Annotated in this window: 9 protein-coding genes; 4 read left to right on the top strand and 5 right to left on the bottom strand. The window is 72.1% G+C overall.

Annotated elements, in window-relative coordinates:
* Window positions 1–47 precede the first annotated feature (47 nt).
* From ACO1BR_RS12775 to iolC, 5 genes are all read right to left on the bottom strand, one after another.
* Window positions 48–1541, bottom strand: a complete 1494-nt coding sequence (locus ACO1BR_RS12775; protein WP_426795179.1) for a CoA-acylating methylmalonate-semialdehyde dehydrogenase — start codon at window positions 1539–1541, stop codon at window positions 48–50.
* 38 nt (window positions 1542–1579) lie between these two features.
* Complete coding sequence (gene iolD, locus ACO1BR_RS12770; protein ID WP_426795178.1) at window positions 1580–3526, bottom strand: 3D-(3,5/4)-trihydroxycyclohexane-1,2-dione acylhydrolase (decyclizing); 1947 nt, start codon at window positions 3524–3526, stop codon at window positions 1580–1582.
* Window positions 3523–4635, bottom strand: a complete 1113-nt coding sequence (gene iolB / locus ACO1BR_RS12765) for a 5-deoxy-glucuronate isomerase (RefSeq protein ID WP_426795177.1) — start codon at window positions 4633–4635, stop codon at window positions 3523–3525. The genes iolD and iolB overlap by 4 nt, the downstream gene beginning before the upstream one ends.
* Before the next feature lie 187 nt (window positions 4636–4822).
* Window positions 4823–5710, bottom strand: coding sequence for a Cgl0159 family (beta/alpha)8-fold protein (locus ACO1BR_RS12760; RefSeq protein WP_426795176.1), 888 nt, complete (start codon window positions 5708–5710; stop codon window positions 4823–4825).
* Between the two features lie 311 nt (window positions 5711–6021).
* Window positions 6022–7014, bottom strand: coding sequence for a 5-dehydro-2-deoxygluconokinase (gene iolC / locus ACO1BR_RS12755; RefSeq protein ID WP_426795175.1), 993 nt, complete (start codon window positions 7012–7014; stop codon window positions 6022–6024).
* 484 nt (window positions 7015–7498) lie between these two features.
* Between iolC and ACO1BR_RS12750 the strand changes: the two genes are divergently transcribed.
* The 4 genes from ACO1BR_RS12750 (at window position 7499) to ACO1BR_RS12735 (ending at window position 12544) form a co-directional block, all read left to right on the top strand.
* The gene (locus tag ACO1BR_RS12750; RefSeq protein ID WP_426795174.1) at window positions 7499–8419 is read left to right on the top strand and encodes a sugar phosphate isomerase/epimerase family protein; all 921 of its coding nucleotides are present in this window, start codon (window positions 7499–7501) and stop codon (window positions 8417–8419) included.
* A gap of 815 nt (window positions 8420–9234) precedes the next feature.
* Complete coding sequence (locus ACO1BR_RS12745) at window positions 9235–10254, top strand: Gfo/Idh/MocA family protein (protein WP_426795173.1); 1020 nt, start codon at window positions 9235–9237, stop codon at window positions 10252–10254.
* 240 nt (window positions 10255–10494) lie between these two features.
* Window positions 10495–11973, top strand: a complete 1479-nt coding sequence (locus tag ACO1BR_RS12740; protein WP_426795172.1) for a sugar porter family MFS transporter — start codon at window positions 10495–10497, stop codon at window positions 11971–11973.
* Window positions 11974–12349: 376 nt separating this feature from the next.
* Window positions 12350–12544 carry a MerR family transcriptional regulator gene (locus ACO1BR_RS12735; protein ID WP_159503682.1) on the top strand — a complete coding sequence of 65 codons (195 nt, stop codon included), beginning with the start codon at window positions 12350–12352 and terminating at the stop codon, window positions 12542–12544.
* The last annotated feature ends 68 nt before the right edge of the window (window positions 12545–12612 follow it).

Below are 12612 nucleotides of genomic sequence, written 5' to 3'. Positions count from 1 at the left end.
GCCGCCCCCGGGGGGGGCGGCCGGCGCGGGACCGGTCCGGCGGACCGTCAGTGGTTGCGCGGGAAGCCCAGGTTGATACCGCCGTCGGACGGGTCGGGCCAGCGGGTGGTGACGACCTTGCCGCGGGTGTAGAAGTGCACGCCGTCGTTGCCGTAGATGTGGTGGTCGCCGAAGAGCGAGTCCTTCCAGCCGCCGAAGGAGTGGTAGCCCACCGGGACCGGGATCGGCACGTTCACCCCGACCATGCCGGCCTCGACCTCCAGCTGGAAGCGGCGGGCCGCGCCGCCGTCCCGGGTGAAGATCGCGGTGCCGTTGCCCCACGGCGAGGAGTTCATCAGCGCGATGGCCTCCTCGTACGTCTCCACGCGGACCACCGAGAGGACCGGGCCGAAGATCTCGTCGCGGTAGGCGTCCATCTCCGGGGTGACGTGGTCGAGCAGCGAGATGCCGAGCCAGTGGCCGTCCTCGTAGCCCTTGACGGTGTGGCCGGTGCCGTCGATGACGACGTCGGCGCCCTGGGCCGCGGCACCGGTGACGTACGAGGCGACCTTGTCGCGGTGCGCCTTGGTGATCAGCGGGCCCATCTCCGAGGCCGGGTCGTCGCCGGGGCCGATGCGCAGCTTGCCGGCGCGCTCCTTGATCTTGCCGATCAGCGGGTCGGCGGTGTCGCCGACGGCGACCACGACGGAGACCGCCATGCAGCGCTCGCCGGCCGAACCGTACGCGGCGTTGATCGCGGAGTCGGCGGCCAGGTCGAGGTCGGCGTCCGGGAGGACCAGCATGTGGTTCTTGGCGCCGCCCAGCGCCTGGACGCGCTTGCCGTTGGCGGTGCCGGTGGTGTGGATGTAGCGGGCGATGGGGGTGGAGCCGACGAAGGAGACCGCGGCGACGTCCGGGTGCTCCAGCAGGGCGTCGACGGCCACCTTGTCGCCGTTGACGACGTTCAGCACGCCGTCGGGCAGGCCCGCCTCGGCGGCCAGCTCGGCGAGCTTGAACGCGGCGCTGGGCACCTTCTCGCTCGGCTTGAGGACGAAGGTGTTGCCGCAGGCGACGGCGATCGGGAACATCCACATCGGCACCATGGCCGGGAAGTTGAACGGCGTGATGCCGGCCACGACGCCGAGGGGCTGCCGGATCGCGGCCACGTCCACGCGGGTGGAGACCTGGGTGGACAGCTCGCCCTTGAGCTTCTCCGCGATACCGCAGGCCAGCTCGACGATCTCCAGGCCGCGGGCGACCTCGCCGAGCGCGTCCGAGTGCACCTTGCCGTGCTCGGCGGTGATCAGCCGGGCGATCTCGTCGCGGTGCGCGTCGATCAGCTCGCGGTACTTGAACAGCACGGCGGTCCGGCTGGCCAGGGAGCTGACGCCCCAGGTCCGGAACGCCTCCCGGGCGACGCGGACCGCGGCGTCGACCTCGTCGGCGGTCGCGAAGGCGACCTGCTTCTCCTGGGCGCCGGTGGCCGGGTTGTAGACCGGGCCGTAGTTGCCGGAGACGCCCTCGACGGGCTTCCCGCCGATCCAGTGGTTGATGGTCTTCATGCGAGGGGCCTTTCGTACGGTGCGGCAGCGAGCGGATGTCAGAGGTGGCGACGGCGGGCGGCGGCCTGCCGGTCGTACGCCTTCCGGGCGGCGACCGCCGCCGGACGGGTCGCGGTCTCGGCAACGGGTACATCCCACCAGGCTTGGGCAGGCGGCGCGCCCGGCACAGTGTCAGTCGTTCCGGTCTCGACATAGACACATGTGGGTGCTTTCGCGCCACGCGCCTCGGCGAGCGCGGCACGCAGCTCGGCGACCGTGGCGGCGCGCAGCACCCGCATGCCCAGAGAGGCGGCGTTGGCGGCGAGGTCGACGGGCAGCGGCTCGCCCGTATACGTGCCGTCCGGGGCGCGGAAGCGGTAGTCGGTGCCGAAGCGCTCACCGCCGGTCTCCTGGGAGAGGCCGCCGATGGAGGCGTAGCCGTGGTTCTGGATGAGGACGATGGTGATGTTGATGCCCTCCTGCACCGCGGTGACGATTTCGGTGGGGTTCATCAGGTATGTACCGTCGCCGACGAGCGCCCACACCGGGCGGTCGGGAGCGGCCATCCGCACCCCGATCGCGGCCGGGATCTCATAGCCCATGCAGGAGTAGCCGTATTCGAGGTGGTACTGCCGGCGGGACCGGGCGCGCCAGAGTTTGTGCAGGTCACCGGGGAGCGAACCGGCCGCGTTGATCACGATGTCGGAGTCGTCGACGAGCGCGTCCAGCGCCCCCAGGACCTGCGTCTGGGACGGTCGCGCGGACGGGTCCCCGGCCCCGTACGCGGCATCGACCCGGCGCTCCCAGTCCGCCTTCGCCGCCCCGTACTCCGCCGCGTACGCCGCGTCGACGCGGTGGCCGGACAGCGCGCCGGTGAGCGCTTCGAGCCCGGCGCGGGCGTCGGCGACCAGGGCGAGGGCACCGAGCTTGTGGGAGTCGAAGGCGGCGATGTTGAGGTTGACGAAGCGGACGCCGGGCTCGGCGAAGAGCGTCGCCGAGGCGGTGGTGAAGTCCGTGTAGCGCGTGCCGACGCCGATGACCAGGTCGGCCCGGCGGGCCAGCGCGTCGGCGGTCGCGGTGCCCGTGTGCCCGATCCCGCCGACATCGGCCGGGTGGTCGTGGCGCAGCGACCCCTTGCCCGCCTGGGTGGACGCCACCGGGATGCCGGTCGCTTCGACGAACGCCCGGAGCGCGTCCTCCGCCTCGCTGTGGTGCACCCCGCCGCCCACGACGACCAGCGGCCGGCGGGCCTCCCGGACGGCGCGCACCGCGGCGTCGAGCGCGGCGGCGTCCGGGGCGGGCCGCGGGACCCGCCACACCCGGTCGGCGAAGAACTCCTCCGGCCAGTCGTACGCCTCGGCCTGCACGTCCTGCGGCAGGGCCAGGGTGACCGCCCCGGTCTCCACGGGGTCGGCGAGCACCCGCATCGCCTGGAGGGCGGCCGGGATCAGCGCCTCGGGCCGGGTGACCCGGTCGAAATAGCGGGAGACGGGGCGCAGCGCGTCATTGACCGACACATCGCCCGCGGACGGCACTTCGAGCTGCTGGAGGACCGGATCGGCGGGCCGGGTGGCGAACACGTCACCGGGCAGCAGCAGCACCGGGAGGCGGTTCACGCTGGCCAGCGCGGCGCCCGTGACGAGGTTGGTGGCCCCGGGCCCGATGGAGGTGGTCACGGCCTGCGCGGAGAGCCGGTCGCACTGCCGGGCGTAGCCGACGGCCGCGTGCACCATGGCCTGTTCGTTCCGCCCCTGGAGATACGGCAGTTTCGGGGCCCCGCCGCCCGCCCCCTCGGGCGCCGCGCTGCCGGACTCCAGCAGCGCCTGCCCGATACCGGCGACGTTGCCGTGCCCGAAGATGCCCCAGCAGGCGCTGATCAGGCGGTGCCGGCGGCCGTCCCGCTCGGTGTACTGGTGGGCCAGGAACTCGACCAGGGCCTGGGCGACCGTCAGATGACGGGTGCCCGCCGGGGCGGTGTCCGGGTCGGTCGTCGTCCGGTCGCTCATCGGGGGTCTCCTGCGGGTGCTTGGTAGAGGGGGAGGCGGGGGTCGACGGGCTGGTCCGGCCACGTACCGCGGATCCAGCCGTGGTCGGGGTGGTCGCAGATCAGCCACTCACGGGTCTCCCCGGGCCCCGCCATGACGTTGAGGTAGTACATGTCGTGCCCGGGGGCGGCGATGGACGGGCCGTGCCACCCGTCGGGAATCAGCACCGCGTCGCCGCCGCGGACCTCGGCGAGAACGTCCGTGCCGCGACCCCGCCCGGACGGCGTCACGCGCTGATAGCCGAGCCCCTGCGTCCCGTGGGCCGCGGCGATCTCGAAGTAGTAGATCTCCTCCAGCTCGGCCTCCTCCCCCGGACGGCACTCGTCGTGCTTGTGCGGCGGATACGACGACCAGTTGCCCCCGGGGGTGAGCACCTCCACGGCGATCAGCCGGTCGCACGCGAACACGTCCGCCGCGCCGAAGTTGTTGACCTGCCGCGAGCAGCTGCCGGTGCCCCGCAGCTCCACCGGGACGTCGGACGCGGCACCGTAGCGGGCCGGCAGCCGGCGCTCGCAGCGCGCCCCCGTGAGCGCGAACCGCCCGCCGGCGCCGCTGGTGATCCGCACCCGCGCATCCCGCGGTACGTAGGCGAAGTCCGTCACCCCGCTGAACACGCTCTCCCGCCCGGCCAGTTCGAAGCTCTCCGCGTCTGCGGAAGCCGAACGTGCCGCGTCTCCGTCTGCAGAACGTGCCGCGTCTTCGCGATTCCCCCCGCCGGGGCCGTCCGTCACGACCGTGCAGCCACCGGAGAGCGGCAGCACGATCCACTCGCTGTCACCGGTGGCGAAGGAGTGGTGCCCACCCGGCGGCAGGTCGAGGATCCGCAGCGAGGAATACCCCCAACCGGCCTTCTCGGGGCTGATGTCGAGGACGTACGGACCGTCGGCGCCGCGGCCCGCCGGGATGTGGAAGCCGGAGGCGGCCGGGGGGACGGCCCGGGAGGCGGGGGCGACCCCGGACGCCGGGAGCCCGGAGGGCACACCGGGCTCGCGAGGCTCGCCGGACCCACCGGAACCGCCGGACCCACCGGAACCGCCCGCGGTACGGGAATCTGTGATCTCAGCACTCATGACAACAAGTCTCCTACTCGCCACTGACAGTGAAGATTTCGGCGCCGCGCGGGTCTTTGCTGAGCGGTCGCCACACCGCGCGAGGACCGGCGCGCCGGATAGCCCGGGGGCGGCGCCAGGCGGTCGTGGCGCGGTGCCGCGGCGCCGGACGCGGGCCCGGCTCGGTCCGGCTGAGCCCGGCTCGGCCCTAGAGCAGCCCCACCGCCGTGTCGACCGCCGCCGCCACGTCACCGTCCGCCGGATAGAGGAGCGAACGGCCGACGACCAGCCCGTGCACGGTCGGCAGCCGCAGCGCCTTGCGCCACTTCTCGTACGCGGCTTCCTGGTCCCGGACGGTCCCGCCGATGTCGCCGCCCAGGAGGACGGTGGGCAGGGTGGAGGTCTCGCAGACCCGGGCCATCGCGTCGGGGTCGTCGGTGACCGGGAGCTTCAGCCAGGTGTAGGCGGAGGTGCCGCCGAGGCCGGAGGCGATGGCCACGGAGCGGGTGACGGCCTCGGGGCTCAGATCGTTGCGGACCCGGCCGTCTATCCGGCGGGAGAGGAACGGCTCGACGAATACGGGCAGTTCGCGTTCGGCCATCGCGTCGATGGCGCGAGCGGTGCTCTCCAAAGTGGTCAGCGATCCGGGATCGTCGTAGTCGATGCGCAGCAGCAGCTTGCCGGCGTCGAAGCGCAGCCGCGCGATGTCCTGGGGACGGTGCCCGGTGAACCGGTCGTCCATCTCGAAGGCGGCGCCCGCGATACCGCCGCGGTTCATGGAACCCATGACGACCTTGCCTTCGAGAGCGCCGAGCAGCAGCAGGTCCTCCAGGATGTCGGCGGTCGCCAGCACCCCGTCCACCCCGGGCCGGGACAGCGCCAGGACCAGCCGTTCGAGCAGGTCGAGGCGGTTGGCCATGGCCAGTTGGCGGTCGCCGACGGCGAGCGCGCCCCGGGCCGGGTGGTCGGCGGCGACGATCATCAGCCGGCCGCTGTCGCCCAGCAACGGACGGCGCGTACGGCGGGCGGCGGCCTCCGCGACGGCTTCGGGATGCCGGGCCCGCAGCGTCGCGAGGTCACTGATCCGAGGGGTCAAGGCTCAACTCACCTTCTTGAGGGTGGGGGTGGGGCGGCGGGACGGACCGGGCCGGGGCGGAGCGGGGCGGGAGGCCGCACAGAGGCGGCGAGGGGAGGCGCGAGGGGTGAGGGGTGAGGGGTGAGGCGACGTGGACCCGGAGCCTCGGACCGGGGCGACGGACGGGGCGGACCCTCGCCCCGGGGCGGGACGGCGGACGGCCGGACGACGGGGCAGCGGGACGGCGCCACAGCGGGGCAGCGCCAGCACCAGCGCCAGGAACGGGACGCGTACCCGGCCGGTCCGGGCCCGGGTAGGGCCCTCCGCCCCCGTCACCGATCCGCGAGAAACGCCTCGACCTCGTCGGCCGTCGGCATCGCGGAAGAACAGGCCAGCCGCGAGGCGACAATGGCCCCGGCGGCATTGGCGTAGCGCATCATCGGCTCCAACTCCCAGCCGGAGAGCAGCCCGTGGCACAGCGACCCGCCGAACGCGTCCCCGGCACCGAGCCCGTTGACGACCTCGACGGGGGTCGGCGGGACCTCGGCGGTACGCCCGTCACGATGGACGGCCAGCACCCCCTTCGGCCCCTGCTTGACGACGGCCAGCTCCACGCCCATGTCGAGCAGCGCCTGGGCGCACGCTTTCGGGTCCCGCAGCCCGGTGGCGACCTCGGCCTCGTCGACATTGCCGACCGCGACCGTCGCATACTTGAGCGCGGCCTCGTAGTACGGCCGGGCGGCCGCCATCGCCGCGGCGCCGGACGCCCCGCCGTCCCCGGATGCGCCGCCCTCCCCACCCCAGAACATCGGGCGCCAGTCGAGGTCGAAGACGGTGGTACCGCGCCGGTCCCGCGCCTCCAGCGCGGCCAACGTCGCGCCGCGGCTCGGCTCTTCACAGAGCCCGGTACCCGTGATCCAGAAGATCCGGGCGGCCGCGATGGCCTCCATGTCCAGCTCGCCCGGGTGAATCACCAGGTCGGGGGCCTTGGGCCGGCGGTAGAAGTAGAGCGGGAAGTCATCCGGCGGAAAGATCTCGCAGAAGGTCACCGGCGTCGGGTGGTCGCCCACCGCACTCACCCAGCGGTCGTCCACGCCGAAGTCGCGCAGCGCCTGATGGATGTAGTCCCCGAACGGGTCCCGCCCGGTACGGCTGACGACGGCGCTCCGCCGCCCGAGCCGGGCGGCCGCCACCGCCACGTTGGTGGCGGACCCGCCGAGGAACTTCCCGAACGTCTCCACCTGGGCGAGCGGCACACCGGTCTGCAACGGGTAGATGTCCACCCCGATGCGCCCCATGGTGATCAGGTCGTACGGCTCGGTCATATACGCCCCTTCGGGTCGCCCGGCGCGGCGGGTCGATCGGCACCGGCCCTCTCAGCCGGCTTCAGCTCCGCCCAAAGGTCTAACCGCCATACTCAACCCCTGTCAACACTTTGTCCTTACATTCTGACGTCCATCCTCGATATTCCGACGCCCACCCCGACCGGACCCACACACTCCCCCCACCTCCACCCGACTCCCGCCCTACGCCCGAGCACCCAGCCCGACCACTCAGCCCGCCCACCCCTCCGCCGGACCGACCAACCCAACCCATCCGCCCCCGCCCAGCCCAACCACCCCACTCATCCACCCCACCCATCCACCCTCGCATCCAACCCACCCCCGAACTGCCACCAACCCACCAAGTCCTTAAGTCCTTATGTCAGGACGAAGTCTTGACACTCCCCAAGGCGGCAGAGAGGCTGTGCCCCACAACCCGCACCAGCGCCTCCCGGTCACCGCCGACCGGCGAGAGGAGAGCCGCAGCATGTCCGCACCCCGTGCCGCCGCGCCCGTTCTGGACCGCATCCGCGTCGGTTCCGCCCCCGATTCGTGGGGCGTCTGGTTCCCCGACGACGACCAGCAGGTCCCCTGGCAGCGCTTCCTGGACGAGGTCGCCGAGGCCGGCTACGAGTGGATCGAACTCGGCCCCTACGGCTATCTACCCACCGACCCGGCCGTACTCCACGAGGAGATCGCCCGCCGCAGCCTCAAGGTCTCGGCCGGCACCATCTTCACCTCGCTCCACCACGGCCCGTCCGTCTGGGACAAGACCTGGGCCCATGTCTCCGAAGTCGCCACCCTCACCCAGGCGATGGGCGCCAAGCACCTCGTCGTCATCCCCTCCTTCTGGCGGGACGACAAGACCGCCGAGGAACTCGAACCCCGCGAGCTGACCGTCGAGCAGTGGAAGCACCTGACCACCGGCATGGAACGACTCGGCAAGCGGGTACGCGACGAGTTCGGCCTGGACATCGTCGTCCACCCGCACGCCGACACCCACATCGACACTGAGGAGCACGTCGAGCGCTTCCTCGACGTCACCGACTCCGACCTCGTCAACCTCTGCCTGGACACCGGCCACTACGCCTACTGCGGCGGTGACAGCGTCAAACTGATCCGCACCTACGGCGAGCGGATCGGCTACCTCCACCTCAAGCAGGTCGACCCGGACATCCTCAGCGACGTCGTCGCGAAGGGCACACCCTTCGGCCCGGCCGTCCAGCAGGGCGTGATGTGCGAGCCGCCGCTGGGCGTACCGGCGCTACCGCCGGTCCTGGAAGCCGCCCAGGAGTTGAACGTCGACCTCTTCGCCATCGTCGAGCAGGACATGTACCCCTGCCCGCCCGACCAACCCTTCCCGATCGCCGAGCGGACGCGGCGATTCCTGCGCTCCTGCGGCGCGTGAGCGCCGAACGCACAGGACGCGGAGGGCGTGGACGGCACGCAGGACGCCGAGGACACGGAGGGCGCGCAGGACGCGGAGGGCATGGAGGGAGCGCGCGCGCCTGAGCCCGCGGGGCCCGAGCGTCTAAGCGGCGCGAGCGCGTACGCAGATGGGGCGATGCGGTGCACCGCCAGCACCGGCCCAGTACGCGAGCGGCTCGGCGCGGGCCAACTCGGCACGCGAGCGGCCACAGCCACAGTTACGACTGCGACTGCGACTGCGACCACAGTTGCGGCTGCGGCTGGGGCGACACCACCGCGAGCGGCGCGCCCCCTTCGCGTTCCGCCCGGCCGCCTCGTGCGCGACCCGCGCTCCCTTGCTCGACTCGCGTGCATGGCTCGTTCCTCGCGTCGCTCCTCGCGTCGTTCCTCGCGCGCATGTCGCATGCCCCCTTTCTCGTGCGTATGGCTCGCGTGAGCGCCTTGTGCCGCCTCCTCATACTCCGGCAACGATTACAGAGAGTAATCAGTTCCTAGGGTATGTCACAGTCCGTAAGAAATGAAGGGGTGGAGAGGCAGCAGAGAAGCAACAGGGAGAGGCGAGGGCAGGGGTGGAGGAGGTGAGCTGAGGAACGGAGAGGACGAGCAGGCAGGCTGCGAGGGGGTGCGACGGGACGGGGTCGGGCAGCCCAGGCGGACCAGATAGCCGGATAGGCGCGAGAAGCCCGGCAGGCCACACAGGCCGAACGCAGGGGCTGCCAGCGCAAGTGCAAGTGCAGACGCAAGCGCAGACGAAGACGCAGACGCAGACCGAGATGAGACGAAGGGTTGGACGAGATGAGTTCGTACGGGATGTTGGGTGTGGCGGTTGTGGGGACGGGGCGGATGGGGGCCGACCATGTGCGCCGGATCGATGAGGTGATCAGTGGTGCCCGGGTGGCGGCGGTGGCCGATATCGATGCCGATCGGGCCAAGCACCTCGCCGACGGCATCGACGGGGCCACCGCGTACACCGACCCGGCCTCCGCGATGGACGACCCCGCGGTGGACGCCGTGCTGATCGCCTCACCGGGGCCGGCCCACGAGGCGGCGCTGCTCGATGCGTTCGCGCGGGATCTGCCGGTCCTGTGCGAGAAGCCGCTCACCCCCGACGCGGCCTCCGCGCTGCGGGTCCTGGAGGCGGAGCGGAAGCTGGGCCACCGGCGCGTCCAGGTGGGCTTCATGCGGCGTTACGACGCCGGTTACCGCACCCTCAAGGCCCTTCTGGACCAGGGGACTTACGGCCGTCCGCTGATGCTCCACAACAAGCACCGGAACGCCGACACCCCGCCCGGCTTCACCAACGCGATGATGATCAACGACTCGGTGGTGCACGAGATCGATGTGACGCGCTGGCTGCTGGACGACGAGATCACCGCCGTACGCGTCCTGCGTCCGGCCCCCAGCGGCAACGCTCCCGACGGGCTCAGCGACCCGCAGCTGATCCTCTTCGAGACGGCCGGCGGGCGGGTGGTGGACACCGAACTCTTCGTCAACTGCGGCTTCGGCTACCAGGTCAGCTGCGAGGCGGTCTGCGAGAGCGGCACCGCCCGGATCGGCGACGACCACGGCGTCTTCGTCAACACCTCGGGCCGGTGGGGCGGCACCATCACCCCCGGTTTCGTGGAGCGCTTCGAGGACGCGTACGACCGGCAGGTGCAGCGCTGGGTGGACGCCACCCGGCGCGGCGAGGTCGAGGGCCCCAGTTGCTGGGACGGCTATGCGGCGGCTGCGGTGTGCGAGGCGGGGGTGCTCGCGCAGGCCACCGGCGAGCGGGTCGCCGTCGAGCTGATCGAGCGCCCGGCGCTCTACCGCTGAGGCTGCGCCCCCGAATTCCCGCCCGCGAAATCCCGCCCCCGATTTCCCGTTCCCCATTGCCCGTTCCCCCACTGCCTGTCTCCCCTTACCCGTCTCCCCCGCCTCCCCTCCCCTCCCCTCCCCTCCTCGTCCGCCCCCTCCCCACCCGACCGGTGAAAGGCCGCACATGCGTAGCGCCCCACTCCCCCACACGTCCCGCATAGCCCCACCACCAGCCCGTACGCCCTACTGGAGCTGACCATGGCGGCTCCGACCAGCAAGACGGCGCCCACCGGGCCCGGCGCCGACTCCCCCGGCGGTACGGAGGGCGGCTCCCCCGACGCCCCCGGGGCCCGCAGTGCCCAGCGCTTCATCGTCGGCATCGCTGCCATCGCCGCCCTCGGCGGCGCCCTGTTCGGCTACGACACCGGCGTGGTCTCCGGTGCCCTCCCCTTCATGGAGCGCCACTTCGGCCTCACCTCCCTGGGCGAGGGCATCATCACCAGCGCGCTGCTGATCGGCGCGGCCTTCGGCTCGCTGGCCGGCGGCCGGATGTCCGACGCGCTGGGACGGCGCAACTCCCTGCTGTGGGCGGGCGCGGTGTTCATCGGCGGGGCGCTGGCCGTCGCGCTGGCGCCGACCGTGCCGTTCATGGCCGTGGCCCGGTTCGTGCTGGGTCTCGCCGTGGGCAGCGCCTCCGTCATCACGCCGCTCTACCTCTCCGAGATCGCGCCCCCGAACATCCGCGGCCGGCTGGTCTCCTTCAACTCCCTGATGATCGTCAGCGGCCAGCTGCTCGCGTACCTCATCAACGCCGTACTGGCCCACTGGGAGGCGTGGCGCTGGATGCTGGGACTGGCCGTGCTGCCGGCCGTGGCGCTGTTCCTCGGTGTCCTCTTCCTGCCCGACACACCGCGCTGGTACATCAGCCGGGGACGGCCGGACGAGGCCGCCGCGGTGCTGCACCGTACGCTGCCCGCCGACGACGTCCCCGCCGAGCTGGGACGTATCGACCGCGCCCGCAACCTGGAGGCCGACGCGCAGCGCGGCGCCTGGCGGGAACTGCGTACGCCGTGGGTGCGGCGGCTGCTGCTGGTCGGCGTCGGGCTGGCGATCGTCCAGCAGATCACCGGCGTCAACGCGGTGATCTACTTCGCCCCCAAGATCCTCGCGACGACCGGTCTGGGCACCAACGCCGCGATCACCGCCACCATCGCGGTCGGCGCCATCTCGGTCATCGCCACCGCGATCGGCATGTCGCTGATCGACCGGGTCGGGCGGCGCCCCATGCTGCTGACCGGCCTGTCCGGCATGGCGCTCTCCCTGGGGCTGCTCGGCGCGGCCTTCCACCTTCCGCACTCCACCGCGGTCAGCTGTCTCGTCCTCGGGCTGATGGTCCTCTACATGGGGTTCATGCAGGCCACGCTGAACACCGGTGTCTGGCTGCTGCTCGCCGAGATGTTCCCGCTGAAGGTCCGCGGACTGGCCATGGGCGCGGCGGTGTTCGTGATGTGGATGGTCAACTTCGTTGTGGCGCTGGCCTTCCCCGTACTGCTCGACGCCGTCGGCGCGGGCGTCACCTTCTGGCTCTTCGGCCTGATGTGCATCGTCTCGCTGGTCTTCTGCAAGCGGTACGCACCGGAGACGAAAGGACTGGCCCTGGAGGACCTGGAGCAGGAGCTGCGGAAGGCGGCCCAGGACCGGGGAGCCGGCGCGCCGGAGCGGGCCGGAGAGGGCTGAGGCCGGGCGGTGCCCCGCCCAACCTGTGGCCGTCCCGCCTCCGTTATGCCGTACCCGCACCCGTGATGCCCGCGCGCGTTACGCCCGTCCCGCTTCCGTCGTCGCTCCCGTCCAGCCTCCGCAGCATCCGTCCGGCCTCCGTCGTCGCTCCCGTCCGGCCCCTGTGTCGTCTGTCCCACCCTCGTCACAGCCGTCCTGCGCTCGTCACGGCTGTCACCGTTGCGCGGGCCTTCCGTCACAGCCGCACGACAGGCCCTCGCCGGTGCTCACGCACAGTCGTTGTCCGGGCACAGGGTGAGTCATCACCCCGCCGTGCGCAGCCCCCCGCCGGCTCCCCGGGCCGACCCTGCGCGCGGCGCCTAGGAGGTGCGCAGAGATGACCGAACGCAGGCTCTGGTCGTACAAGGAAATCGCCGCCCATATCCAGGTGCAGCCGGACACCGTGCGCTCGTACCGCAAGCACGGTTTGCTCCCCGACCCGGACCTGGTGGAGGGCGGTAGACCCTACTGGTACGCGGACACTGTCAGAGCGTGGGTGGCGCAGCGGCCCGGACAGCGCGGACGGCGCTGAGCGGGCGGGCTCGCCACCGACCGAGGGCTCGGGGCCTGGGCCCGGCGTCCGTACGGCGCCGGGCCGGG

The sequence above is a fragment of the Streptomyces sp. YGL11-2 genome (assembly GCF_050054615.1).
Classification (GTDB): domain Bacteria; phylum Actinomycetota; class Actinomycetes; order Streptomycetales; family Streptomycetaceae; genus Streptomyces.
This window is presented reverse-complemented; position numbering and strand designations above follow the sequence as displayed.